This window comes from Azotobacter salinestris (assembly GCF_009363155.1).
Taxonomy (GTDB): domain Bacteria; phylum Pseudomonadota; class Gammaproteobacteria; order Pseudomonadales; family Pseudomonadaceae; genus Azotobacter; species Azotobacter salinestris.
Window position 1 is genome coordinate 3432032 of the sequence record NZ_CP045302.1, and the last position, 23273, is coordinate 3455304.

25 protein-coding genes, 1 pseudogene and 1 riboswitch are annotated in these 23273 nt (G+C 66.4%); of the genes and pseudogenes, 15 read left to right on the forward strand and 11 right to left on the reverse strand.

The genetic code is table 11. The annotated features are described in order from the left end of the window. Positions 1-91 precede the first annotated feature (91 nt). From GCU53_RS16005 to GCU53_RS16020, 4 genes are all read left to right on the forward strand, one after another. On the forward strand, positions 92-1480 hold the full coding sequence (locus tag GCU53_RS16005) for an MFS transporter (protein ID WP_152388478.1): 1389 nt from the start codon (positions 92-94) through the stop codon (positions 1478-1480). A gap of 9 nt (positions 1481-1489) precedes the next feature. Beyond that, positions 1490-1987 carry a single-stranded DNA-binding protein gene (locus GCU53_RS16010; RefSeq protein WP_152388479.1) on the forward strand — a complete coding sequence of 166 codons (498 nt, stop codon included), beginning with the start codon at positions 1490-1492 and terminating at the stop codon, positions 1985-1987. Positions 1988-2443: 456 nt separating this feature from the next. Continuing rightward, complete coding sequence (locus GCU53_RS16015; RefSeq protein WP_152388480.1) at positions 2444-3328, forward strand: sugar nucleotide-binding protein; 885 nt, start codon at positions 2444-2446, stop codon at positions 3326-3328. Next, complete coding sequence (locus GCU53_RS16020; RefSeq protein ID WP_152388481.1) at positions 3321-4259, forward strand: NAD-dependent epimerase/dehydratase family protein; 939 nt, start codon at positions 3321-3323, stop codon at positions 4257-4259. The genes GCU53_RS16015 and GCU53_RS16020 overlap by 8 nt, the downstream gene beginning before the upstream one ends. 80 nt (positions 4260-4339) lie before the next feature. On the opposite strand, the pseudogene GCU53_RS16025 reads toward GCU53_RS16020, so the two are convergent. The 3 genes and pseudogenes from GCU53_RS16025 to GCU53_RS16035 all read right to left on the reverse strand — a co-directional run bounded on the left by GCU53_RS16025 (position 4340) and on the right by GCU53_RS16035 (position 7568). Then, positions 4340-5671 (reverse strand): annotated as a pseudogene (locus GCU53_RS16025) (IS4 family transposase). A gap of 92 nt (positions 5672-5763) precedes the next feature. After that, positions 5764-6798, reverse strand: a complete 1035-nt coding sequence (locus GCU53_RS16030; protein ID WP_152388482.1) for an IS630 family transposase — start codon at positions 6796-6798, stop codon at positions 5764-5766. Positions 6799-6893: 95 nt separating this feature from the next. Further along, a complete protein-coding gene (locus GCU53_RS16035; RefSeq protein WP_152388483.1) occupies positions 6894-7568 on the reverse strand; it encodes an OmpW/AlkL family protein in 675 nt (224 codons plus the stop codon). Between the two features lie 334 nt (positions 7569-7902). Here GCU53_RS16035 and GCU53_RS25545 point away from each other — a divergent pair, with 334 nt between their 5' ends. Further along, positions 7903-8061 carry a hypothetical protein gene (locus GCU53_RS25545; RefSeq protein WP_167520081.1) on the forward strand — a complete coding sequence of 53 codons (159 nt, stop codon included), beginning with the start codon at positions 7903-7905 and terminating at the stop codon, positions 8059-8061. Here GCU53_RS25545 and GCU53_RS16040 read toward each other — a convergent pair. Next, positions 8049-8729 (reverse strand): OmpW/AlkL family protein, encoded by a 681-nt coding sequence (locus GCU53_RS16040; protein WP_152388484.1) that lies wholly within the window; start codon positions 8727-8729, stop codon positions 8049-8051. The genes GCU53_RS25545 and GCU53_RS16040 overlap by 13 nt on opposite strands. A 608-nt stretch (positions 8730-9337) precedes the next feature. On the opposite strand from GCU53_RS16040, the gene GCU53_RS16045 reads away from it, so the two are divergent. The 7 genes from GCU53_RS16045 (at position 9338) to GCU53_RS16075 (ending at position 15643) form a co-directional block, all read left to right on the forward strand. Continuing rightward, a complete protein-coding gene (locus GCU53_RS16045; RefSeq protein ID WP_152388485.1) occupies positions 9338-10108 on the forward strand; it encodes a DUF3450 domain-containing protein in 771 nt (256 codons plus the stop codon). Then, a complete protein-coding gene (locus GCU53_RS16050) occupies positions 10105-11451 on the forward strand; it encodes a MotA/TolQ/ExbB proton channel family protein (RefSeq protein WP_152388486.1) in 1347 nt (448 codons plus the stop codon). The genes GCU53_RS16045 and GCU53_RS16050 overlap by 4 nt, the downstream gene beginning before the upstream one ends. Next, the gene (locus GCU53_RS16055; RefSeq protein WP_152388487.1) at positions 11444-11989 is read left to right on the forward strand and encodes a MotA/TolQ/ExbB proton channel family protein; all 546 of its coding nucleotides are present in this window, start codon (positions 11444-11446) and stop codon (positions 11987-11989) included. Before GCU53_RS16050 ends, GCU53_RS16055 begins: the two co-directional genes overlap by 8 nt. A gap of 28 nt (positions 11990-12017) precedes the next feature. Beyond that, a complete protein-coding gene (locus GCU53_RS16060) occupies positions 12018-12431 on the forward strand; it encodes an ExbD/TolR family protein (protein WP_152388488.1) in 414 nt (137 codons plus the stop codon). Then, positions 12431-13180, forward strand: coding sequence for an energy transducer TonB (locus tag GCU53_RS16065; protein WP_152388489.1), 750 nt, complete (start codon positions 12431-12433; stop codon positions 13178-13180). The genes GCU53_RS16060 and GCU53_RS16065 overlap by 1 nt, the downstream gene beginning before the upstream one ends. 1 nt (position 13181) lies before the next feature. Continuing rightward, positions 13182-14273, forward strand: coding sequence for a tetratricopeptide repeat protein (locus tag GCU53_RS16070; RefSeq protein ID WP_152388490.1), 1092 nt, complete (start codon positions 13182-13184; stop codon positions 14271-14273). A 227-nt stretch (positions 14274-14500) separates the two neighbouring features. Continuing rightward, a complete protein-coding gene (locus GCU53_RS16075) occupies positions 14501-15643 on the forward strand; it encodes an RNA-guided endonuclease InsQ/TnpB family protein (RefSeq protein ID WP_152385995.1) in 1143 nt (380 codons plus the stop codon). Positions 15644-15677: 34 nt separating this feature from the next. Here the strand turns inward: GCU53_RS16075 and GCU53_RS16080 are convergent, their stop codons facing one another. From GCU53_RS16080 to GCU53_RS16095, 4 genes are read right to left on the reverse strand one after another with little or no spacing between them, the layout of a single operon-like run. Then, complete coding sequence (locus GCU53_RS16080; protein ID WP_152388491.1) at positions 15678-16193, reverse strand: DUF3299 domain-containing protein; 516 nt, start codon at positions 16191-16193, stop codon at positions 15678-15680. A gap of 9 nt (positions 16194-16202) precedes the next feature. Continuing rightward, entirely contained in the window at positions 16203-17468 is a 1266-nt protein-coding gene (locus GCU53_RS16085) for an ABC transporter permease (protein WP_152388492.1), read from the reverse strand. 1 nt (position 17469) lies between these two features. Continuing rightward, positions 17470-18177 carry an ABC transporter ATP-binding protein gene (locus GCU53_RS16090; RefSeq protein ID WP_208845277.1) on the reverse strand — a complete coding sequence of 236 codons (708 nt, stop codon included), beginning with the start codon at positions 18175-18177 and terminating at the stop codon, positions 17470-17472. A gap of 41 nt (positions 18178-18218) precedes the next feature. Next, positions 18219-18785 (reverse strand): DUF2796 domain-containing protein, encoded by a 567-nt coding sequence (locus GCU53_RS16095; protein ID WP_152388493.1) that lies wholly within the window; start codon positions 18783-18785, stop codon positions 18219-18221. Between the two features lie 121 nt (positions 18786-18906). On the opposite strand from GCU53_RS16095, the gene GCU53_RS16100 reads away from it, so the two are divergent. Beyond that, complete coding sequence (locus GCU53_RS16100; protein WP_152388494.1) at positions 18907-19242, forward strand: hypothetical protein; 336 nt, start codon at positions 18907-18909, stop codon at positions 19240-19242. Positions 19243-19252: 10 nt separating this feature from the next. Here the strand turns inward: GCU53_RS16100 and trxA are convergent, their stop codons facing one another. From trxA to GCU53_RS16115, 3 genes are all read right to left on the reverse strand, one after another. Continuing rightward, positions 19253-20122: a thioredoxin gene (trxA, locus tag GCU53_RS16105; protein ID WP_152388495.1), complete on the reverse strand. Its 870-nt coding sequence runs from the start codon at positions 20120-20122 to the stop codon at positions 19253-19255. 91 nt (positions 20123-20213) lie between these two features. After that, positions 20214-20873 (reverse strand): class I SAM-dependent methyltransferase, encoded by a 660-nt coding sequence (locus GCU53_RS16110; protein WP_152388496.1) that lies wholly within the window; start codon positions 20871-20873, stop codon positions 20214-20216. Then, positions 20870-21319: a hypothetical protein gene (locus GCU53_RS16115; protein WP_152388497.1), complete on the reverse strand. Its 450-nt coding sequence runs from the start codon at positions 21317-21319 to the stop codon at positions 20870-20872. Before GCU53_RS16115 ends, GCU53_RS16110 begins: the two co-directional genes overlap by 4 nt. A 112-nt stretch (positions 21320-21431) precedes the next feature. On the opposite strand from GCU53_RS16115, the gene nrdR reads away from it, so the two are divergent. Next, positions 21432-21896: a transcriptional regulator NrdR gene (gene nrdR / locus GCU53_RS16120; protein WP_152388498.1), complete on the forward strand. Its 465-nt coding sequence runs from the start codon at positions 21432-21434 to the stop codon at positions 21894-21896. After that, on the forward strand, positions 21893-22996 hold the full coding sequence (gene ribD / locus GCU53_RS16125) for a bifunctional diaminohydroxyphosphoribosylaminopyrimidine deaminase/5-amino-6-(5-phosphoribosylamino)uracil reductase RibD (protein WP_244306803.1): 1104 nt from the start codon (positions 21893-21895) through the stop codon (positions 22994-22996). The genes nrdR and ribD overlap by 4 nt, the downstream gene beginning before the upstream one ends. 87 nt (positions 22997-23083) lie before the next feature. Beyond that, positions 23084-23237, forward strand: a riboswitch (FMN riboswitch). Positions 23238-23273: the final 36 nt, after the last annotated feature.

Below are 23273 nucleotides of genomic sequence, written 5' to 3' on the forward strand. Positions count from 1 at the left end.
CACCGCGGGAAGCCGGGAAACGCCCGGCCGGCTGGCATGTGCTGGCCGAACGGCGGCTGGTAGAATCGCGCATTTTCACGAGGACTGGAGCATGCACGATCGCGAGCGCATGAGTGGCAGCGAAATCCGGGCGGGCGGCGGACTGGCGCTGGTATTCGCCTTTCGCATGCTGGGCATGTTCATGGTGCTGCCGGTGCTTGCCACCTATGGCATGGACCTGACGGATGCCACGCCAACTCTGATCGGCCTGGCAATCGGCGCCTACGGCCTGACCCAGGCGGTGCTGCAGATCCCGTTCGGCATCCTTTCCGACCGCATCGGCCGGCGTCCGGTGATCTATGCCGGTCTGGTTATCTTCGCCGCCGGGGCGGTACTGGCGGCCAATGCCGACTCCATCTGGGGCATCGTCGCCGGCCGCGTGCTGCAGGGGGCCGGGGCCATCTCGGCAGCAGTGATGGCGCTGCTCTCCGACCTGACCCGCGAGCAGCATCGCACCAAGGCCATGGCCATGATCGGCATGAGCATCGGCCTGTCGTTCGCCGCCGCCATGGTGATCGGCCCGCTGCTGACCCGTGCCTTCGGCCTGTCCGGGCTGTTCTGGGCGACCGCCGGCATGGCCCTGCTCGGCATCCTGATCATCGCCATGTTGGTACCTGCGGCGCCGCAGGTCCTGCAGCACCGCGAGTCGGGCGTAGCGCGCCAGGCGCTGGGCATCACCCTGCGCCATCCCGACCTGCTGCGCCTGGATTTCGGCATCGGTGCGCTGCATGCGATTCTGATGGCCACCTTCGTCGCCCTGCCGCTGGCTCTGGTGGAGCAGGGCGGCCTGCCCCGGGAGGAGCACTGGTGGGTCTACCTGGTCGCGCTGCTGGTGGGCTTCTTCGGCATGGTTCCGTTCATCTTCTACGCTGAGAAGAAGCGTCGGATGAAGCAGGTGTTCTGCGCGGCAGTAGCGGTCCTGCTGTTCTGCGAGCTGTACTTCTGGCTGCTTGGCGGCAGCCTTATGGCGTTGGTGCTGGGGGCGGTGGCGTTTTTCACCGCCTTCAACCTGCTGGAGGCGTCCCTGCCGTCGCTGGTCAGCAAGGTCGCGCCGGCCGGGGGCAAGGGCACAGCGATGGGCGTGTATGCCACCAGCCAGTTCCTCGGCGCGGCGTTGGGCGGCATCTTCGGTGGCTGGCTGTACCAACAGGGTGGGCTCGGGGCGGTATTCGTCGGCTGTGCGCTGCTCTGCGCCCTGTGGCTGGCGATAGCTGTTACCATGCGCGAACCTCCCTACGTCACCAGCCTGCGCTTGCCGCTGTCGCCTGCGGCCCTGCGCGATGCGGCCCTGCGCGAACGCCTGTTGGCCGTGCCCGGAGTGGCGGATGCCATGGTGGTGGCCGAGGAGGCCGCCCTCTATATCAAAGTGGATAGTCAAAAACTGGACCGCACGTCCCTCGAGCGCCTGATCGATCCGGCGCCGGTACGTGCTGAAGCCTAGGAGAACGTTATGGCCCGTGGGGTTAACAAAGTCATTCTGATCGGCAACGTCGGCGGCGATCCGGAAACCCGGTATCTGCCCAACGGCAATGCGGTCACCAACATCACCCTGGCCACTACCGACAGCTGGAAGGACAAGCAGACCGGTCAGCAGCAGGAGCGTACCGAATGGCACCGCGTGGTGTTCTTCGGCAAGCTCGCCGAGATCGCCGGCGAGTATCTGCGCAAGGGCTCGCAGTGCTACGTCGAGGGCCGTCTGCAGACCCGCAAGTGGCAGGGGCAGGATGGCCAGGATCGCTATACCACCGAGATCGTCGTCGACATGAACGGAACCCTGCAACTGCTCGGCAGCCGCGGCGGCAACTCCGACGACGCGCCGCGCGCTCCGCGCGCCCCGCGCGAGCCGCAACAGCAGGCCCAGGCTCCGCAGTCGCGCCCTGCGCCGCAGCAGGACCGGCAGCCGCCGGCGCCGGACTACGATAGCTTCGACGACGACATTCCGTTCTGACCGGCTTTCCCGCCTGCCGCAGTGCAGGCGGGCCCCATCTCTCCTGGCCCCTGCAGTGGGGCCATGGCGCCCCAGTGGTGGAGCGACCGTGGCATCGAATACCCACTGCTGATGATGTTTCTATCGATCTACATTGCCTTCAGGGGAGCAGGCTGCTATTCGCTCGAGCTTCTCTTCAGAGCAGGGGACTGAAAGAGCGTGCGGCGGTGCGGGATACGTCCTCTGCTCCATCCGTCCTGGATGTATTCGTCGCTATGGATAGAATCATGCTCCGGCGCGCCAGACGGCCGGCGCCATGGCACGGGCAGTAGTGACGTGCACGGGCGAAAGCCGCACAATACCGCCCAATTGCCGGGGATGGCTTGGCCGCCTTGGCACCGATCAGTGCCGATGATGGACCGTTTTCACTCTCTCCATGCTTGCATTCCTTCCGCCAACCCAAGGTAGTCTCATTCCATGCATATGCGTCTGATGCTGCTGGGCGGTGGCAGCGCCTTGGGTCGGGCCCTGATACACCTGGGCGCCGAGGCCGATGTCAGCTTCCTGGCGCCCCGCCCCCCGGAGCAGGGCTGGGATTCGGCCAGCCTGACCCAGCTGCTCGACGAGACCCGTCCCGATGCGCTGTTCAATCTCGCCTACTACCATGACTGGTTCCAGGCCGAGACCCTCGATGCCGACCGCCTGGCCAGCCAGGAGCGCGCGACCGAGCGCCTTGCCGAACTCTGCCGGCATCACCAGATCATTCTGCTGCAACCCTCCAGTTACCGGGTCTTCGACGGTACCCGGGCCACGGCCTACAGCGAGAAGGACGAGCCGATGCCCCTCGGGCTGCGCGGGCAGTCCTTGCTGCGCATCGAGCAGAGTGTGCGGGCGATCTGTCCCCGGCATGTGCTGCTGCGCTTCGGCTGGCTGTATGACGAAAGTCCCGACGGAGTGCTCGGGCGTTTTCTCCTGCGTGCCGAACGGGAAAGCGTACTGGCTCTGGCCGATGACCGCCGCGGCAACCCGACGCTGGTGGACGATGCCGCACGGGTGATGCTCGCCGTGCTCAAGCAACTGGATTGCCGCGCGCCGCTGTGGGGCACCTATCATTACGGCGGCCATGAGGCGACCACCGCCTTGGCATTCGGCCAGGCGGTTCTCGGCGAAGCGCGCGTCTATCGCCGGCTGGCCGTCGAGGATATCCAGGCCCTGCCGCATGGCGCGAGTCCGGATGCGGGCGAGGAACCGCAGCATGCGGTGCTATCCTGCAAGAAGATACTCAACACCTTCGGCATCAAGCCGCGTGCCTGGCGTGCTGGTTTGCCGAGCCTGCTGGATCGTTATTATCGCCATGTCTGACCTGTCCGTTCTGGTAACCGGTGGAGCCGGCTTCATCGGCTCGCACCTGGTCGATACCTTGCTCGCCGGGGGATATTCCGTGCGCGTGCTGGACAACCTGTCCAGCGGCAAGCCGGACAATCTGCCGCTTGGCCATTCCCGACTCGAACTGATCGAAGGGGATGTCGCCGACGCAGCTCGGGTGCGGGAGGTTATGGCCGGTTGTGGAGCCGTGGTCCATCTGGCTGCCGTGGCATCGGTGCAGGCCTCGGTGATCGATCCGGTGGGCACCCACCGCAGCAATTTCATCGGCACCCTGAACGTCTGCGAAGCAATGCGCGAGCATGGCGTCAGGCGCGTGCTGTTCGCCTCCAGCGCGGCCGTCTACGGCAATAACGGTGAAGGCGAGGCGATCGACGAGGACACCCCGAAAGCACCGCTCACCCCTTATGCGGCGGACAAGCTGGCCAGCGAGCATTACCTCGAGTTCTATCGCCGTCAGCATGGGCTGGAGCCGGCGATCTTCCGCTTCTTCAACATCTACGGGCCGCGGCAGGATCCTTCATCACCCTATTCGGGGGTGATCAGCATCTTCACCGAGCGGGCCGCGAAGGGCCTGCCCATCACCCTGTTCGGCGATGGCGAGCAGACCCGCGATTTCGTCTATATCGCCGATCTCGTCGAGGTTCTGCTGCAGGCCCTGGAGGCGCCGCAGATCCTGCCGGGAGCGGTGAACGTCGGCTTGAGCCGCAGCCTCAGCCTGAACCGGCTGCTCGAAGAAATCTCGGCCTTGTTCGGCGGCTTGCCGGAGGTGCGTCGGGAGGCTGCGCGACCGGGCGACATCCGCCATTCGCGGGCGAACAACTGGCGCCTGCGGGAGCGCTATCGACTGTCCGAGCCGACGTCGATGGCTGCCGGCCTGGCGTGTCTGCTGGGGCAGGCGCGGCCCTGACGGCAGTGCGGCCGGAGCCATCCTTGCGCTGCTGCCGGAGGGCAGGCAAAAGAAAAAGGCGCCGAATCGGCTAATGCCAGTCAGTTAAGCTGACTGGCATTTTTATTTCTGGATTGATACTTGGACGGCTTTGGTCTGACCGCACGAGGGTAGCAACGATCTTCCCGCCGATGCGGCAGTACGTAGTGCATGGCTGACGCATGCAGCTCTGCCAGGTATTTGGGGATATTGCCCGGATGCCGCAGGGAAAGGCCATTCAGTAACCCCAAGATCGCCCAGGTGCAGGCGGTGAAGCTCATCTCGCAGGGGTAGATCCCCGGGCAGTGGCGACTCATCTCCAGCATCTGGTAGCGCAGCAGGTTGTAGCCCAGCAGTACTCCCCATCGCTTCTGCTCGATCATCTCCGGCGTCTTGCTACGCAGCGTGTAGCGGCTGGCCAGCATGCTCTGCTTCATCTCCCGGTAGCCCAGCTCGATTTCCCAGCGCTGACTGTACAAATCGACGATCTCCTCTGGAGGGAAGCGCAGGGGATCGGTCATCGAGGTCAGGATCTGGCGCACCTTGCCCTTGACCGTCTTGCTCAGGAGGCGCGCCTGCAGGGTTTCCGGCAGGCCCGGCCATTGCTTTCGCGCTTGCGGCGAGGTCGGCAGACTGACGATGGCATCCTGGCGCCCCAGTCGGTGAATGACTTCATGGCGGGCCCCCTTGCGCAGCGGAATCAGCCAGTGACGCTGGGTGCCGGCCTGCTGTCAATGGAGCAACAAGCCCTGTGAGTAGAAGCCACGGTCGAACAGGGTCAGCGAGTGATCGGGCGTAGTGACGACCAGTTGCTCGGCCAGTTCCATCTCATTGCTGTGGTAACCGGCGAAGCTGCTGCTGACCAATAGGTGACTGGTCAGCTCTATCTGGCACACCATGCGTATCTGTGGAAAACCGGTATCGCCATGCTGGTTGGTGGAGCTGCCGTAGCGCTCACGGTTCTCCTGCGTATCGGGCGTGCGCCAGCCCACCCCATCGACACTGAGCAGGCGTAGCCCCATCCAGGTCGGATGGTTGGCCAAGGCATGCCAGCGCTGCTGCGTCAGCGCGAAGACTTCACGTACAGCCTGGCTACCCAAGCGCTGACGCCCTTGAACCACAGCGCTGGGGGCCACCAGGGGGCGCTGCCCGGGCAGCATGATGTCCATCTGGTTGACGACATCCCAGGCCGACATTCGGCGAAACAGCGGCATGCCGATCACGCACCAGATCATGGACTCCAAAGGCAAGCGGCGCTTGCGCAGGGTAGCTACACCAGCGGTCCCGAAGGCAGATTTGACCAGGTCGGGGTCAAGCAACTCGCCCAGCCCATCGAGTGCATGGGACGTAGCAGCAATATCGTGAGTGATGGCCAGTGCACGCGAGAGCCGCATAAAAAATCCGATGCCTAAAACAGGCATCGGATTTTGCTTTCAGCCCATCAAAGGTCAAGGCGACGGCCTTACTAGCCTTTTTTAAAGTAATGTCATGCTGCTGCATATCGGCAGTCCGGGTGGCGAAAAAACGACTTCACCAACTCCGGTAACTTCTGGATTCTACGCAGCGCACCCAGTGCCAACCTCTTCATCTCTTCCCGGTTCTGCACAAGACGCCTGGACACACTGCGCTTGACGTGCCCCCAGACCTGCTCGTCCGGGTTCAACTGCGGCGAGTACGGCGGCAGATAGAAGAGTTTCAGGCGCCCCGCCTGTTCTTCGACGAACGCCCTGACCAGCCGGGCCTTGTGCGCCGGATGGCCATCGACGATCACGAAGACCGGCTGCTCGGCACCGATCAGCAGGCGCTTGAGAAACTCGCGGAACACGCTGGCCGTCACCGTCCCGTCGTGCAGCATGAAGCGGAACTCGCCGCGCGTCCCGACCGCCGACAGCATGTTCACCGAGAAGCGTCGGCCGGTCACCTCGACCACCGGCGTTTCCCCCTGCGGTGCCCAGGTCGTGCCGGCATGGTAGTCGGAGCGCAGGCCCGACTCGTCCGCGAAGTAGATCCTTGCCCCCGCTGCACGGGCCTCGGCCCGAATCGCCGGCCAGGTCTCGTTTTCCCACTGGCGCACCAGCGCCGCATCCTGCTGCCAGGCGCGATGCAAGGGTTTCTGCGCGGTGAAGCCGAGCAGCTTCATGATCCGGCTCACGGCGGACAGCGACAGCGTCTTGCCGAACTGGCGGCGGATCAATTCGGCGATCAGCGACAAGGTCCACAGGCCGAACTCGAAACGGTATTGCAGCGGCGAGTGGTCCCGAACGGCCTGTGCCAGCCAGCGCATTTCCTCGGCACCGATCCTGGGGGGACGTCCGGGAACCGGCTTGGCGAGCAGGGCGTTCTGTCCGCCATTGGCGAAGTCGGACAGCCAGCGAAAGACGCTGCGGATATTGACGCCGAAGGCGGCCGCCACGCTTTGGACGGTCTGCCCTTCGCGAACGGCCTTGATCGCCTGCTGACGCATGACCTGAAGGGAATGGTGGTCGATTGCTCGACCGTCGGAGTTTCGTTTGCATTTCATCGGAGTATTATCCCTCAATATGACAATACTTTCGATAAAATTAGTAACTGACCGGCATTAGCCGAATCGGCGCCTTTTTCGCTGGAGGGGGAGGCTCAGAACTTGTAGCCCAGGGCGACCATGTAGACCCAGGGGTTGACGTCCACGTCGACGGTGACCTTGCTGTCGTTCAGGTAGGTGGTGGCCTTGGTCTCGATGTCGATGTAGCGCACTTGGGCGTTGAGCATGAGGGTGTCGGTCAGCATGTAGTCGACACCAACCTGCGCGGCCAGGCCGATGGAGTTCTGCATGTCCAGGCCGCTGAAGCCCTTGCCCTCGGCCGCCTTGCCCAGTTTGGTCTCGAAGATGTAGGTGTAGTTGATGCCGACCCCGACGTAGGGCTGGATGGTGGCGTTGGGCGAGAACGGGTAGTAGACCAGGCTGACGGTCGGCGGCAGCTGCTTGAAGTCGCCCAGGCGGCCGTCCAAGTTGGCCGGAAGGCCCTTGCCCTTCACTTCATGGGTGAAGGGGGTGGCGGCCAGGTATTCGATGCCGACGTGGTCGGTCAGCATGTAGAGGTAGTTCAGACCGAGCTGGGTATCACTGTCGAGCGTGGCCTTGGTGCCGGACAGCTTGCCTGCGCCGGCGAGGCGGATGTCCTCGCTGTCCTCGCGCGGGTCGACGGTGACCGCGCCGGCCCGCAGGACGATGTCGCCGCGCTCGTGCGCGGTGGCGTAAGGGGCTGCGAGGGCCAGGGTGACCAGGGAGAGGGCGAACAGTGAGTTGCGCATGGTCTTGCTCCTAAAGGCCCGCGGGTGGTGTCGGCCTTTAATATGTTTGGTTCTTGGAGCTCATATTAGGCTGCTCGTGCCAGGCTGTTTTGATTCAACTCAATAAATAATGGCCATTATGTTCATGCCAACTTTTTGGGTATTGGAAGGGTTGTTTGAGGTTGCTTGATTCGCGTCAAGCGGATGGACTGGTTCTGTCGAGCGGTCTGTTTCGGGGGCTGTTTCTTGACGTGAATCAAGATGAGCCTCGGGCGGATTTCACTGTGCTCCCGGAAAGTTTCGGATGCGCTTGCGTGTAATATTCATCGGAAAACTTGCCTAAAGAGGCGTGTTCTTGATCTGTGTCAATGTGGGCGTGAAGCTGCTTGTTGTGAAGGAGGGTGCCGCAGGCGGCTTGTTGTTGTGCGGATGGGCAGCGCTGGCTGGAGTTGAAAAAGAAAAAGGCGCCGAATCGGCGCCTTTTTCGCTGGAGGGGGAGGCTCAGAACTTGTAGCCCAGGGCGACCATGTAGACCCAGGGGTTGACGTCCACGTCGACGGTGACCTTGCTGTCGTTCAGGTAGGTGGTGGCCTTGGTCTCGATGTCGATGTAGCGCACTTGGGCGTTGAGCATGAGGGTGTCGGTCAGCATGTAGTCGACACCAACCTGCGCGGCCAGGCCGATGGAGTTCTGCATGTCCAGGCCGCTGAAGCCCTTGCCCTCGGCCGCCTTGCCCAGTTTGGTCTCGAAGATGTAGGTGTAGTTGATGCCGACCCCGACGTAGGGCTGGATGGTGGCGTTGGGCGAGAACGGGTAGTAGACCAGGCTGACGGTCGGCGGCAGCTGCTTGAAGTCGCCCAGGCGGCCGTCCAAGTTGGCCGGAAGGCCCTTGCCCTTCACTTCATGGGTGAAGGGGGTGGCGGCCAGGTATTCGATGCCGACGTGGTCGGTCAGCATGTAGAGGTAGTTCAGACCGAGCTGGGTATCACTGTCGAGCGTGGCCTTGGTGCCGGACAGCTTGCCTGCGCCGGCGAGGCGGATGTCCTCGCTGTCCTCGCGCGGGTCGACGGTGACCGCGCCGGCCCGCAGGACGATGTCGCCGCGCTCGTGCGCGGTGGCGTAGGGGGCTGCCAGGGCCATGCCGATCAGGGAAAGGGCGAAAAGGGATTTGAACTTGGCCATGGCGAACTCCCGAAGAAGTATTTGCGTGTTGAGTCGATATTAGTAACTCGGAGGTGGCCGGCCTTGACTTGTCTCAATAAAACTATTGGATTCGGTTTTGCCTGGACGAGTGGATGAAAAGTCTTTGTCCACGACCCAGGGAGCAAGGACTCAAGTCTTGAAGTAAATAATTTTGATAGTCGAGAAAGTTTGCCTGGTAAATAATTCGGGCAACTTTTTGAGAGTGGTTGTCGGTATCGGGAAGTACCGGCAATCAACTGGCAGGAAAGTAGAGGAAGAGATGTGGCTTGCGGGATCGGGCAAGTCGGAGGTCGAGGCTCATATATTCTTTTAATGGTGAAGAAGCATAGTGCTTCCGGCTGCGCCCGTGATTGACTTGGCGCAAGAAAAGTTCCGTAGATTTTTTGTTTTCTGAGAAAATTGTGACGCAGGTCACGGGAGGGGGCGTCCCCCGTTCCAGGCTCAAAGAGCTGCGGCGGTCTGTCGCGGTTTCGGTCGGAGGCCCTTCCCAGAGCCTCGCCAGGGGGCTGCAATGGGTTGCTTTGGGCGGCTCTTTTGCGGATGATAATGTTTCTCTTTTGTGATGTGCCTTGTCGAGGACGCCCCGTATGAATCCCTATCCCCCCCGTCTGCTGATGGCTGCCTTGCTGCTGGCCAGCCTGCCGCTGTCGGCGGCGTCGCTGGAGGCTGCGCTGGATGAGAGCCAGCGTCTGGCCGAGGAGGCGAAGGCCTCGCAAAACCGTATCGAGGCGCTGGACGACGCCAGCCGGGACATGCTCAACGAGTACCGTACCGCCATCCAGCAGGCCGAGGCCTTGAAGGCCTACAACGCCCAGATGCGTGAAATGACTGCCGCCCAGAGCAAGGAGCTGTCCGGCTATCAACGGCAGTTGGACGGCATCGAGCACACCCAGCAGGCAATGGCGCCGCAGATGCAGCGCATGATTCAGGTGCTCGGCGAGTTCATCGCGGCCGATCTGCCGTTCCTCCCCGAGGAGCGCGGTGATCGTCTGGCGCAACTGCAGGAGCTGCTGCCGCAGCCGGATGTCTCCCTGGCCGAGAAATACCGGCGGATCCTCGAGGCCTACCAGATCGAGAGCGACTATGGCCGCACCCTGGAGGCATGGCGTGGCGAGCTGCAGGCGGAGGGCGGCCTGCGCAGCGTCGAATTCTTCCGCCTGGGCCGGGTGATGCTTTATTACCAGACCCTCGACGGCCATGAGAGCGGCTGGTGGAACCCGCAGGCGCGCCGCTGGGAAGTGCTCGATGGCAGTGCCCGTCGCCCGCTCGCCCAGGCCATCGCCATCGCCCGCCAGCAACAGGCCCCTGTTTACCTGCAACTGCCCGTCAAGACCCTGGCCCTGGAGGCCAAGCAATGATTCGTCGTCTCGCTTTCGTCCTTGCCCTGAGTCTGCCGGTCTTCGCCCTGGCGGCGAACACCCTGAGTCCCGATCAGTTGCTCGAGCGCATTCGCAGCGAGCGCGCCGCCGAAGTCAGCGCCATGGCCGAGCGGGAAAAGGCCTTCCTCGCCGGGCGTGGCGAGCAGGCCAGGCTGCTGGCTGCCGCCCGTGCCGAGCTGAATGCGCAGAAGGCCGAAGCCGAGCGCCTGAAGGTCGAATTCGACCGTCAGGCGGCCCAACTGGCCGAGCAGGAAAAACAACTGGCCCAGCGCGTCGGCAGTTTCGGCGAGCTGTTCGCCGTGGTTCGCCAGAGTGCCGGGGATGTCGCCGGGCACTGGCAGGACAGCCTGCTCAATGTGCAGTATCCGGAGCGTCTGGCGCGTCTCAAGGCACTGGCGGAAAGCCGCGCCCTGCCGTCCAGCGAGGATCTGGAGGGCTACTGGATGGCTCTGCTCGAGGATCTCGCGGCCAGCGGCCGGGTCGAGCGGGTGGAGCTGCCGGTGGTCGGCGGCGACGGCCGGCAGGTGACCCAGCCGGTGCTGCGCGTCGGTACCTTCTCCGCCTTCGGCGAAGGTGGCTTCCTGCGCTACGACGCCGATAGCGGCGAGCTGTTGGCGCCGCCACGCCAGCCTGCCGGCGACAGTCTGGTGAAAAGCTATCTGCAGAGTGGCGATGCCCTTGCCGCGTTACCCATCGATCCCTCGCGCGGCTCCCTGCTGGCTCAGCTGCAGCGCGAGCCGGGGCTCTGGGATCGCGTCCAGCACGGCGGTCTGGTCGGCTGGGTGATCCTCGGCCTCGGCGTGCTCGGCCTGTGTCTTGCCGCCTGGCGAATGATCTATCTCTCCGGTGTGTCGCGCAGCATCAAGGTGCAGCTGCAGGATCTGGGTACGCCGCGCGACGACAACCCGCTCGGCCGGGTGATCGGCGTGCTGGGGCCGAAGCCGCAGCTGGCCGATCTGGAAACCCTGGAGCTCAAGCTGGACGAGGCGATCCTTCAGGAGACGCCGCCGCTGGAGCGCGGCCAGGGCCTGCTCAAGCTGTTCAGTGCCGTGGCCCCGCTGCTCGGCCTGCTCGGTACCGTGACCGGCATGATCGTCACCTTCCAGGCCATTACCCAGAGCGGCGGCGGCGATTCGCGGCTGATGGCCGACGGCATCTCCCAAGCCCTGGTGACTACCGTACAGGGGCTGGTGGTGGCCATTCCGCTGCTGTTCCTGCATGCCCTGCTGGCCAGCCGCAGCAAGGCGCTGGTCCAGTTGCTGGAGCAGCAGAGCGCCGGCCTGGTCGCCCTGCACCTGTCGGGAGCGCCGCGCCGTGACTGATCTGCATGCCTACTGGCTGCGCCTGGTCGACAGCGGTCACGCGCTGCTCGACCTCATGGCTGCGGGCGGGATGGTGATGTGGGCCCTGGCCGGGCTCTGCGTGATCTACTGGACGCTGGTGTTCGAGCGCCTGTGGTTCATGCACCGGATCTTTCCCCGCTGGGTGGAGGCGCATCGCCAGGCCTGGGAGCAGTTTGATCATCTTTCCGGCACCTGGCAGCGCTCGGTGCGCACGGCCTGGCTGGCCCAGGCGCAGCATCGGCTGGGCGGTCCCCTGCGCCTGGGCAAGACCCTGGTGGCGCTGTATCCGCTGCTCGGCCTGCTCGGTACCGTCAGCGGCATGATTGCGGTATTCGACGTACTGGCCATGAGCGGCACCGGCAATCCGCGCGGCATGGCCGCCGGTGTCTGGCAGGCGACCCTGCCGACCATGGCCGGCATGGTACTGGCCATCACTGGACTGTTCAGCCTGGCGCGCCTCGAGCGCTCCGCCCGTTTGGCCCTCGAGCAACTGGCCGACCAGTTGCGACACGATTGAGCCCGTTCGTTCTATAGAGAGATTGACGATGAGAATGCGTCGCCATCATTACCAGCAGGATGAAGAAACCGGCATCGACCTGACGCCGATGCTTGATGTGGTCTTCATCATGCTGATCTTCTTCATCGTCACCAGCTCCTTCATCAAGGAGTCCGGCGTCGAGGTCCAGCGTCCGCAGGCGGATACCGCCAGCCCGCAGGACAAGGGCAACATCCTGATCGCGGTGACCGCCGACGGCCAGGTCTGGATCGACAAGAAGGCCGTGGACGTGCGCAGCGTGCGCGCCCATGTCGAGCGCCTGCGTGTCGACCAGCCGGAGGGCGTGGTGGTGGTCCAGGCCGATCGCGACGCACGGACCGGACTGGTCGTGCAGGTGATGGACCAGGCGCGCCAGGCCGGGGTGGCCGACGTGGCGCTGGCTGCCGGTACGGGAGTGCAGTGATGCGCCTGCCGCTGTCCTTTGCCGCAGCCTGCCTGGTAACCCTGGCGCTGTTCCTGCTGATGCTCAGCCTGATCGCTCCGCCGACCAACAAGGTGCCCGAGGATCCGCTTACCGTCGGCCACTTCGTGCGGATGGGGGCGACCGAGCAGAGCAGCGCGAGCGCCAGCCGGCAGCCGGCACCGGACATGCCGCAGCCCAAGACGCAGCCGCAGCCTCCGACCCCGGTGACGCCGACGACTGCCGCGCCTACGCCCAAGCTGCCCACCCTGGACCTGGAGATGCCGACCCTGTCCAGCAAGATCAGCGTCGCCAGTGCGCCTGCGCCGACCCTGGAGGGGCTCGCTGCCGCCCCGGCCGCCCCCAGCTCGGCATCGGCCGCCGCAGCGGCTTCCGGTGCGCCTGCCGGAGCCAGCGGGGCGACCAGCGGGGCCGAGGCCGGCGCCGGCAGTGCCGGCCCGGTCGGCGGTCCGGAGAGCGAGGTCATGCCGCTCAACGACGTCCGCCCGCGCTATCCCCAGATGGCCCTGCGGCGTGGTATCGAGGGGCACGTCAAGCTAGCCTTCACCATCAATCGCGCCGGCGCGGTGGAGAACATCCGCGTGCTGGAGGCTTCGCCGCGCAACGTCTTCGAGCGCGAGGCGCGCAGCGCTGCTGCCCGCTGGCGCTTTGCTCCACGTACCGAGAACGGCCTGGCAGTCAACCGCGAGGCAGTCAAGACCCTGTATTTCAAAATTCAGAAAGGAGATTGAGATGCGTCGCCTGTTCCTTTTGCTGCTCCTGCTGGCTGCTTCGGCGCAGGCTGCGCAGAACGTCGATCCCGCTGTGTTCCAGGCCCTGCAGGAGGCGCAGGCGGCGCAGCAGAAGGGCGACCACGCGGCTGCCCGACGAGCCCTGGAGGGTGTCAAGGCTGCCTCGGGCAGCCTCGAGGAGGCGCTGCTCTGGCGCAGCCGCGGCTATCTGGCCTGGGCCGAAGGCAACAACGGGCGGGCCATCGAACTGCTCTCCAAGGCCCTGGCCAGCGGCAAGCTCGACAAGGAGGTGGCGGCCAACGAGCGCCTCAACCTGGCCAAGCTGAGCGCCGTCGAAGGGCGCCATGCCAAGGTGGTCGAGCTGCTCGCGCCGATTTCCGCCAAGGCCGGCGAGGAGATCCTGCTGATGCTGGCGCAGGCCTATCAGGGGCTGGGGCAGCACGACAAGGCCCTGCCGCTGGCCGAGCGCTACGTACAGGCCAATCCGTCGGCGGCCGACAACTGGCTGCGCTTCCTGGTCGCCGCCAATGCCGATCTCAAGCGCTGGGCCGCCGCCGAGCGCTGGCAGCGCCGGTTGCTGCTGCGCCATCCCGACGAGGCTGGACAATGGCGCCAACTGGCCGCCCTGCAGCAGATGAGCGGTGCCCAGCACAAGGCGCTGGCAACCCTGCGCACGGCCTACGGCAAGGGCCTGCGCTTCAGCGAGAGCGAGCTGGACAACCTGGTGCTGCTGGCCAATGCTGCCGGGCAGCCCTGGCAGGGTGCCAAGCTGCTTGCCGCCCTGATGCAGGATGGCATCCTGGCGCACACCCCGGTCCGCGAGGAGCATCTCGGCCAGCTCTGGTGGCAGGCTCGAGACCGCCAGCGGGCGAGCGAGGTGTTCGGTCGTCTCGCCGCCAGTTCCGGCAATCCCAAGCACTGGCTGAGCCTGGCTCAGCTGGAACTGGAGCAGGGGCACTGGCGTCCGGGGCTGGAAGCATTGACACGCGCCGAGCAGGCCGGCGCGGAACGCAGCCAGGTCCGTGCCTGGCGCGAGTGGGCGGAAGGTGAGCTGGCGTTCGAGCGCGAACGCCAGCTCGCCAGAGTTGACTGAAGAGCAATAGTCTTTCAACCCTTTCGAAGGGGTGCCTCACAGGATGGGCGGGGCAGTCGGCGAACCAGATTCGCCGGCTGCCCCGCCCGTATTCATCTGATTTTGCGCGGGAAACCCCGGACTTCTAGTGCGGGGAGGGATAGCGCGGCGCTCGCAGAGCGCCCCTGTTCCCGCTTCCTCCGTTTCGGTGTGGCCATCTTCACATTGCGGATGGCAAAATGTGATGCATGAACCGTGCGTACAAATACCGTTTCTACCCGACACCTGAGCAGGCGCAATTGCTGGCTCAGACGTTCGGCTGTACGCGCTTTGTCTATAACCATGTCCTGCGCTGGCGAACCGATGCATTCTTCCAGCGGCAGGAGAAGGTCGGGTATCTGGAAGCCAATGCGGAACTCACCAGGCTCAAGCGCTCCGGTGAGTTGCCGTGGCTGAACGAGGTGTCGTGCGTCCCGCTGCAGCAGTGCCTTCGCCATCAGCAGACCGCGTTCAGGAACTTCTTTGCGGGCCGCACGAAGTACCCGGCATTCAAGAGCAAGAAGCATCGCCAGTCCGCCGAGTTCACCCGGTCGGCGTTCAGCTACCGGGACGGCAAGCTGTACCTGGCCAAGTCCAGGACGCCGCTGGATATCCGCTGGAGCCGGCCGCTTCCTGGCGAGCCGTCCACCGTCACCGTTTCCAAAGACTCTGCAGGCCGGTACTTCGTGTCCTGCCTGTGCGAGTTCGAACCTGAGGCCTTGCCCGTCACGCCGCAGATGATCGGCATCGACCTGGGCCTGAAAGACCTGTTCGTCACCAGCGAGGGCGAACGCATCGGCAATCCCCGCCATACGGCCAGATACGCCACCCGGTTGGCCCTGGCGCAGCGCCGGCTGAGCAGGAAAAAGCTCGGCTCGAAGAACCGCGCCAAGGCCCGGCTGAAGGTGGCCCGTATTCACGCCAGAATCTCCGATTGCCGCATGGACCGCTTGCACAAGCTGTCCCGCAGACTGATCAACGAGAACCAAGTGGTCTGCGTCGAATCCCTCGCCGTGAAGAACCTGATCCGCAACCCGAAGCTGAGCAAAGCCATCGCCGATGCCGGCTGGGGCGAGTTCGTTCGCCAGCTGGAGTACAAGGGTGGCTGGGCTGGGAGGCAGGTGGTCGGCATCGACCGCTGGTATCCCAGCTCAAAGCGTTGCTCGTGTTGCGGGCATATCCTTGAGCGGCTGCCTCTGCCGGTCCGCTCCTGGAGCTGCCCGGAGTGCGGAACCGAACACGACCGCGACGTGAATGCCGCGATCAACATTAAAGCCGCCGGGCTGGCGGTGTTAGCCCTTGGAGAGAATGTAAGTGGCATTGGTCAAGTACCGCTGTCCGGTTCTCGGTGAATTGGGAATCCCCTTCCTTCAGGGAGGGGAGCAGTCAATGCTCCAGCTGGTATGGATAGACCTTGCTGGTGGTTATCCGATAACCCGCCGCGGCCAGCTCGCTGCTGATGTGCTCGACCTGCAGCCTGCCCTCCACCCAGTACGGCTGGTACAACACCTCGAGCTGCACACCCGGTTCGTTGCGCACATGCACGATCTGGTTCGACGGCGGCGGCGGCACATGGATGCAGGCGCCGAAGTAGGGCACCAGCAGGAACTCGCGGACACGGCCGTCGCTGTCGGTCTCCAGCGGAACCAGGTAGCCGGGCAGACGAACCAACTGGCCGTCCAGCGCCTTGACGACCGGCGCTGCCGGCGACATCTGGGCTGCCGGGGGCCCGGACTCGTCACCCGGCCCGTCGTTCCCCTGGCTCTCGTGCATCGGCGCCTGGGATTCCGGTGCCGATGGCGCGCCCTCCGGAATCATCTCGGTCCAGGCCAGGTCGCGAGGCTCGGCCGCCCACAGCGGCGTGGCAAGAACGAGTAGCAGGAGAAGCAGAGGGCGTCGCATCGGAATTCCTCACAGACGAATGGACAGGCCGTCGGCCAGCGACTGGCGATAGGCGCGCCAGGCCGGCACACTGCCCAGCGGCAGGGCGGCGAGCAGAATGGCGCCGAGCAGCAGCCATTCGTAGGCGCTCGGCACAGCGAACGGCAGATGGAGCCCGTAGGCCGCCTGCAGTGGCCCCTGGGCCAGCAGGATGCCGAGATAGAGCAGGGCCAGGCCGAGCAGCACGCCGGCCAGGGTCAGTGCGAAGGCTTCCAGCACCAGCAGTCCGGCGATGTGCCAGGGCCGGGCGCCCAGCGAGCGGAGGATCGCCATCTCCCGGCGGCGCTCGTTGAGGCTGGCGAGGATCGCCGTGAGCATGCCGATCAGCCCGGTCAGCACGACGCACAGCGAGACCACGAACAGCGCCTGCTCCGCGGTGCCCATCAGGCTCCACAGCTCCTGCAGGGCGACCCCGGGGAGGATCGCCAGCAGCGGCTCGCCCGGATAGTCATTGATTTCCCGCTGCACGGCGAACGTGGCGATCCGGCTGTCGAGGCCGAGCAGGAAGGCGGTGATCGCCTTCGGCTGCAGATCCATCCGGCGCGCCTGCTCGGCGTCGATGCGCGCCTTGCCCTGGGCCGGCACACCGCCTCGCCAGTCGACGTGCAGCGTTTCCATGCCGGCCAGGTTGATGTGCAGGGTGCGGTCGACCGGCGTGCCGGTGCGGCCGAGGATGCCGACCACCCGGAACGGCTTGTCGTCATGGCGGGTCAGGCTGACCTTGGCCACGCCGTGGGCCAGCACGAGCTCGTCGCCCAGCTTGTAGTGCAGCGCCTCGGCCACCTCGGCGCCGAGCACCACCTCGAACGGATCGGCGGCGAAGGCGCGGCCCTCGATCAACTGCAGTGGTTGCTGGCGGCCGTAGCGGTAATGCTTGAAGTAGGCCGCCGTGGTGCCCAGCACCCGGTAGCCGCGGTGCGAGTCGCCGAGCGACAGCGGGATCGCCCATTTCACTCGTGGATGGTCGGCATAATGCCGAAAGCTCTCCCAGCGGATGTTGTTGGTGGCATTGCCGATGCGAAACACCGAATAGAGCAGCAGGTTCACCGGGCCGGAGCGGGCGCCGACGATCAGATCGGTGCCGCTCAGGGTGCTGGCGAAACTGGCACGGGCCTCGGTACGCACCCGCTCGACGGCGAGCAGCAGGCAGACCGAGACGGCGATGGCGAACACCGTGAGCAGGGCGGTGGAGCGGCGGTTGGCCAGACTGGCCAGGGCCAGTCGCAGCAGGTGCATGTCAGATCTCCTGGGGCCGGGCGGCGCGGTTCAGGTCGAGCAGCGACAGGCTGCGTCCGAACAGCCCGGCCAGACTCTGGTCGTGGCTGACGAACAGCAGGCTGGCCGAAGCCTCGCGGCACTCGGCGAAGAGCAGGTCGAGGAAGGCCTGGCGGGCATCGGCGTCCAGCGCCGAGGTGGGCTCGTCGGCGATCACCAGCTCCGGCTGGCCGATCAGCGCACGGGCTGCGGCGACCCGCTGCTGCTGGCCGATCGACAGTTCCGCGGCGCGCCGCTCCAGCAGCGCTGCGTTGAGACCCAGGTGTTCCAGCAGGCGGGCGGCCGCGCGATCGACGCTGCCGTGGCGCTGACGGGCGTGCTCGGCGCGCAGCCTGGAGAAATGGCAGGGCAGCTCGACGTTGGCGCGCACAGAGAGGAACGGCAGCAGGTTGAACTGCTGGAAGATGTAGCCGGTGTGATCGACCCGGAAGCGGTCGCGGGCCGTGGCGGAGAGCGCGCCGAGGTCGGTGCCGAGCAGGCGGATGTGGCCGCGGGCCGGCCTCTGCACGCCGCCGAGCAGGCCGAGCAGGGTGGTCTTGCCGCTGCCGGAGGGACCCTTGAGAAACAGGGTCTCGCCGCGTCGCAGGTGGAATTCGGGGATGTCCAGCAGCTCGGGCTGGCCCGGCCAGGCGAAGCCGAGGTCGGACAGTTCGATCAGGGGTGTGCTCATGATGTCGGCCGGAACGATCGATGGGGCGCCCGGCCTTGACCTCAGAACGTCAGGCCGCTGCGCTCGGGGCTGAGTTCCAGGCCCTGCTGGCCGCGGGGGCCGATCAACTGCACCTGGATCTTCTGCGTGGCCGGAAATGTGCCGAACAGCGCCGCGAGATTCAAGCCCTGCAGCGCGTCTGGCGTACTGCACTGCAGGCGGTAGCGGGCCTCGATTTCGCTGTGCTCCTGGCGGGCGGTTCCGGTTGCCTCGAAATGGGCGCCGTGCAGGCTGTGCTCGCGGACCTGGCAGCCGGCCGCGGCAGGCACGCCGAACAGGTCGAGCGGCTGTTCTAGGCGGGCGCGGGTCGCCTCGACCCTGGTCCGATCCTCGTCGCCACGCGCTGCGTGCTCGAAGCCGAGCAGGTTCATGGCCGGACTGGCAAACTCGATTTCCAGGACATCGCCGTCCAGCGCCAGGTTGAGCAGGGCGCTGCCGTGCTCGTGGGCGGCGAGGGCTGCCTCCTGTCCTGGCTCGTGGTGGCGGCCAGGTGAGTGATGGTGGGCATCCTCCGCCTGGGCGAAGGTGGTCAGCAGGGCGAGGGGCAGGGCGAGCAGCAGGCGGGGCATAAGAGTCTCCGGGCCGGGTTTTGTTACTTTATAACGAGTTTGCCCGGGGCTCGCCAGCCGCGCTTGGCGGAGCGCAGGCAGCGTGGGAGCATGGTGCCCTTCATCGCGAGGAGTTGTGCCCATGCTGAGAATACGCGGACAAATCGGCGACTGGCCGGTGGACTTGACTCTGGAACTGGACGACGAGGACTGGGCGCGCCTCGGCGCCCGGCTGGCCACCGGCAATGCCGGCGCACCTGCCGCTCCGGCGGCGGAGCCGGCCGACCGGCTCTGGCAGACCGCCCAGCAGTTGCTGCGCAGCACCGGGCAGATGGAAGGTCCCGCGCTGCTCAACCAGTTGCAGGCGCTGGCCGGAAGCGCCGAGGCCGGCAAGCGTCTGCTGGTGCGTCTGCGCCACTGCGCGCAGGTGCGCATCGAGAACGCTCCGGATGCGCCGATCTATCACTGGGTGGAGTGAAGAACGCCTCTCAGTAGAGGGCCTGATACAGCTTGCGGCGGTAGGTGGCGACCAGCGGGTGGTCGCTGCCCAGCAGGTCGAACACCTGCAGCAGGGTCTTGTGCGGCAGGCCGTCGGCATAGCTGCGGTTGCGCACGAACAGCCGCAGCAGGCCGTCCAGCGCCGCCTCGTACTGTTGCCGTGCCAGTTGCTGGATCGCCAGTTGGTAGGCCGCTTCGTCGTCATTGGGGTTCTGGGCCAGACGGCTTTTCAGGGCGGCCACTTCCGGCAGGTCGGCGGCCTGGCGCAGGAAGGTCAGCTGGGCGCGGGCGCCGGCCAGGGCCTGCTTGTGTTCGTCGCCCTTCACGGCCCCCAGCACCGCCTCGGCCTCGCTCAGCTCGCCGCGTTCGGCCAGGCAGCGGGCATAGAGGATCAGTGCGGCGCCGTTCTCGTTGTCCTCGCTCAGCAGTGCCTCGAGCAGGTTCTCGCTCTCGCCGATCTGGCCGGCGGCGAACAGCTCCAGGGCAACCTCCAGCGGGTCGGCCTCGGGGGCGGCGGGCATCTGCACATGGGGGTCGAGCATGGCGCGGATGGCCGACTCCGGCTGGGCGCCGGCGAAGCCGTCCACCGGCTGGCCGTTCTTGAACAGCACCACGGTCGGCAGGCTGCGGATGCCCATGCGCATCACGGTCTGCTGCTCGACGTCGCTGTTGACCTTGGCCAGCAGCAGTTCGCCCTGGTAGCTCTCGGCGATCTTCGCCAGAAGCGGCATCAGCGCCTTGCAGGGGGCACACCATTCGGCCCAGAAATCCACCAGCACCGGCTTGTGGAAGGAGTTTTCGAGGACCAGCTGGTCGAAGCTGGCGTCGGTGACGTCGAAGATGTAAGGGATTTCGCTCATCGGAACTCTCGGCAGTGGGCTGGAATGGAATCCTGCATGGTAAGTGGGGGCGCGCAGCGGGGGAAGCAAGACAGGCGCGGATAAGGTGCCCTCAGGCAGCGCGCCGGGCGTGGTACAGGCTGGCCTGGCGAAACTCCGCCGGCTCGGCCAGGTCCGGCCAGGTGCAGGCCTCGAGGGTGGCCAGGCGCCGATAGCGCGGATGGGCGAAGTCGCGCACCCGCGAGTCCGCCACCAGGGCTTCGCGGCCGCGGCCGAGGAACTGGTCGAGCAGCGGCAGGTTGGCGCGGTCGTAGAGCACGTCGGCGACCAGGATCAGGTCGAAGCGGTCGGCCTCGCCGAAGAAGTCCGCCGAATAGCCCAATTCGATGCCGTTCAGCTCGGCGTTCGCCCGGCAGGCCGCGAGCGCCAGCGGGTCGAGATCGCAGGCCACCACCTCGGCGGCGCCCAGCCGGGCTGCGGCGATGGCGGCGACGCCGCTGCCGGCGCCGAAGTCGAGGACGCGCCGGCCATGCACCCACTCCGGGCGCTCGGCCAGCCAGCGGGCGAGCGCCAGGCCACTGGCCCAGCAGAAGCTCCAGTAGGGCGGCTCCTCGAGGATGCGCCGGGTTTCCTCCGGGCTGAAGGCGCGATCCATGTTCGCCGGATCGATCAGCCAGAGGCGCAGGTCGCTGCCCGGCAGCTGCTGCGCGACCAACCGGGCGTCGCCGAGCAGCCCGGCGAGCGCCGCCTGCAGGGCGGGCGGTGCGCTCACGGTGCGGGCACCAGCTGCAGGGTGCCGAGCGTCTGGCTGTCCAGGCCGGAAAGGGTGCGTGGCGGCAGGCGCAGGATCAGCCGACCGGACTGGCTGGCCCGGCCGCGCAGTTCGACCCGCAGATCGGGAGCGAAGGGCTGCGGCACGAAGCGCAGGCTGAACGGCAGCGCCTGGCCGTTGCCGAGCAGGCGGGTGGTGCCGAGTTCCCCGCGCGGCCGGCCGCGCGCGTCGACCAGCAGCAGCGCCAGCTCCACCTCGCTGTTCGCCGGGGCGCCGAGCAGGTTGCCGCGCAGTTCGCGCTGGCCGGCCTGCAGCGGTTGGGAAGGGGCGGTGGCAGTGAGCTCCGACGGGGGCGAGGAGGCTTGTGGGGTGTCGTCCTCGGGCTGGCTGGAGCAGGCGGCGAGCAGGAGGCTCAGGCCGAGGAGGGCAAAAAGGCGCGGCGACATGGGGGCTCCTTGGCGGGGTTGCAGCTGGGCGTCTGTATAGCGCAAAGCCTGCAGCTTGTCTTGGGGGCGGGATGCGCTACCATGACCTTCTTTTTGTAATAGCCCCGCGCCCATGCATTGTCCTTTCTGCAGTGCCCACGACACCAAGGTCATCGATTCGCGGCTGGTCGCCGAGGGCGATCAGGTGCGCCGCCGTCGCGAGTGCCAGGCCTGCGGCGAACGCTTCACCACCTTCGAGACCGCCGAGCTGGTCATGCCCCGGGTCATCAAGCAGGACGGCAGCCGCCAGCCGTTCGACGAGGACAAGCTGCGCGCCGGCATGCAGCGGGCGCTGGAGAAACGACCGGTGAGCATCGAGCGGTTGGAGGCGGCGATCGGCCGGATCAAGCACGAGCTGCGCGCCACCGGCGAGCGGGAGGTCAAGTCGCGGGTGCTCGGCGAGCTGGTGATGGCCGAACTGCGCAAGCTCGACGAGGTCGCCTACATCCGCTTCGCTTCCGTCTACCGGCGCTTCCAGGACCTCAACGAGTTCCGCGAGGAAATCGAACGCCTGTCCCGCGAGCCGTCCAAGCCATGAACCACCATCTCTACATGGCCCGCGCCCTGGAACTGGCGCGTCGGGGGTTGTATTCCACCCATCCCAATCCGCGGGTCGGCTGCGTGATCGTCGCCGACGGCGTGCTGGTCGGTGAGGGCTGGCATGTGTGCGCCGGCGAGCCGCACGCCGAGGTCCACGCCCTGCGCGAGGCCGGCGAGCGGGCGCGTGGCGCCACCGCCTACGTCACCCTGGAGCCCTGCAGCCATCATGGGCGCACGCCGCCCTGTGCCGAGGCGCTGGTCGCCGCCGGCGTCGGCCGGGTGGTGGCGGCCATGCAGGACCCCAATCCGCAGGTGTCCGGGCGCGGTCTGGCGCGTCTGCGTCAGGCCGGCATCGAGGTCGAGGTCGGCGTGCTGGAGGCCGAGGCTCGCGCGCTCAACGCCGGCTTCGTCAAGCGCATGGAGCATGGCCTGCCGCTGGTGCGGGTCAAGCTGGCGATGAGTCTGGACGGCCGCACGGCGATGGCCAGCGGCGAGAGCCAGTGGATCACCGGGGCGCCGGCGCGCGGCGCGGTGCAGCGTCTGCGCGCCCGCTCCAGCGTGGTGCTGACCGGCGCGGACACGGTGCTCGCCGACCTGGCCCGGCTCACCGTGCGCGGCGAGGAGCTGGGGCTGGCGCCCGAGCAGGTCGCCCTGGCGTTGCAGCGCCCGCCGCTGCGCGTGCTGGTCGACGGCCGCCTGCGGGTACCGCTGGAGGCGCCCTTCTTCCAGGCCGGGCCGGCCCTGGTGGCGAGCTGCACCGCCGGGCGCGAGGCTGCCTACCGCGAGGCCGGCCACGAGCTGCTGGCCGTGCCGGACAAGGCCGGTCGGGCCGATCTGCCGGCGCTGCTGGCCGAGCTGGCCGCACGCGGCGCCAACGAGGTGCTGGTGGAGGCGGGGCCGCGCCTGGCCGGGGCCTTCGCCCGGCTGGGGCTGGTCGACGAGTACCGGATCTTCGTCGCGCCCAAGTTCCTCGGCTCAACTGCCCGGCCGTTGCTGGAGCTGCCCTTGGCGCGCATGGCCGAGGCGCGCGAGCTGAAGATCCGCGACATCCGCGCGGTGGGTGACGACTGGCAGATCGTCGCCGTGCCCGCTGCCTAGCCTGTCCCTCGCCACACCAGCGGAGCCAGACGCCGGTGGCCTGCGGCGCGCGCCTTGTGGTAAAAAGCGCCTCCGGGCCGCACGGCCCGACGTTCTCAGGGCGGGGTGGAATTCCCCACCGGCGGTGATGACGCCTGGCGTCCAGCCCGCGAGCGCTTGCCACGGGGCATCCCGCGCAAGGTCAGCAGATCCGGTGCGATTCCGGAGCCGACGGTCAGAGTCCGGATGAGAGAGAGCGGGATGTTCCGCCACGCGCAGTTCGCGCGCGCGATCCCTT

Coding starts and splice junctions, on each gene's coding strand:
- GCU53_RS16005 (WP_152388478.1), top strand. CDS start 92: ATGCACGATCGCGAGCGCATGAGTGGCAGCGAAATCCGGGCGGGCGGC.
- GCU53_RS16010 (WP_152388479.1), top strand. CDS start 1,490: ATGGCCCGTGGGGTTAACAAAGTCATTCTGATCGGCAACGTCGGCGGC.
- GCU53_RS16015 (WP_152388480.1), top strand. CDS start 2,444: ATGCATATGCGTCTGATGCTGCTGGGCGGTGGCAGCGCCTTGGGTCGG.
- GCU53_RS16020 (WP_152388481.1), top strand. CDS start 3,321: ATGTCTGACCTGTCCGTTCTGGTAACCGGTGGAGCCGGCTTCATCGGC.
- GCU53_RS16030 (WP_152388482.1), bottom strand. CDS start 6,798: ATGAAATGCAAACGAAACTCCGACGGTCGAGCAATCGACCACCATTCC.
- GCU53_RS16035 (WP_152388483.1), bottom strand. CDS start 7,568: ATGCGCAACTCACTGTTCGCCCTCTCCCTGGTCACCCTGGCCCTCGCA.
- GCU53_RS16040 (WP_152388484.1), bottom strand. CDS start 8,729: ATGGCCAAGTTCAAATCCCTTTTCGCCCTTTCCCTGATCGGCATGGCC.
- GCU53_RS16045 (WP_152388485.1), top strand. CDS start 9,338: ATGAATCCCTATCCCCCCCGTCTGCTGATGGCTGCCTTGCTGCTGGCC.
- GCU53_RS16050 (WP_152388486.1), top strand. CDS start 10,105: ATGATTCGTCGTCTCGCTTTCGTCCTTGCCCTGAGTCTGCCGGTCTTC.
- GCU53_RS16060 (WP_152388488.1), top strand. CDS start 12,018: ATGAGAATGCGTCGCCATCATTACCAGCAGGATGAAGAAACCGGCATC.
- GCU53_RS16065 (WP_152388489.1), top strand. CDS start 12,431: ATGCGCCTGCCGCTGTCCTTTGCCGCAGCCTGCCTGGTAACCCTGGCG.
- GCU53_RS16070 (WP_152388490.1), top strand. CDS start 13,182: ATGCGTCGCCTGTTCCTTTTGCTGCTCCTGCTGGCTGCTTCGGCGCAG.
- GCU53_RS16075 (WP_152385995.1), top strand. CDS start 14,501: ATGAACCGTGCGTACAAATACCGTTTCTACCCGACACCTGAGCAGGCG.
- GCU53_RS16080 (WP_152388491.1), bottom strand. CDS start 16,193: ATGCGACGCCCTCTGCTTCTCCTGCTACTCGTTCTTGCCACGCCGCTG.
- GCU53_RS16085 (WP_152388492.1), bottom strand. CDS start 17,468: ATGCACCTGCTGCGACTGGCCCTGGCCAGTCTGGCCAACCGCCGCTCC.
- GCU53_RS16090 (WP_208845277.1), bottom strand. CDS start 18,177: ATGAGCACACCCCTGATCGAACTGTCCGACCTCGGCTTCGCCTGGCCG.
- GCU53_RS16095 (WP_152388493.1), bottom strand. CDS start 18,785: ATGCCCCGCCTGCTGCTCGCCCTGCCCCTCGCCCTGCTGACCACCTTC.
- GCU53_RS16100 (WP_152388494.1), top strand. CDS start 18,907: ATGCTGAGAATACGCGGACAAATCGGCGACTGGCCGGTGGACTTGACT.
- trxA (WP_152388495.1), bottom strand. CDS start 20,122: ATGAGCGAAATCCCTTACATCTTCGACGTCACCGACGCCAGCTTCGAC.
- GCU53_RS16115 (WP_152388497.1), bottom strand. CDS start 21,319: ATGTCGCCGCGCCTTTTTGCCCTCCTCGGCCTGAGCCTCCTGCTCGCC.
- nrdR (WP_152388498.1), top strand. CDS start 21,432: ATGCATTGTCCTTTCTGCAGTGCCCACGACACCAAGGTCATCGATTCG.
- ribD (WP_244306803.1), top strand. CDS start 21,893: ATGAACCACCATCTCTACATGGCCCGCGCCCTGGAACTGGCGCGTCGG.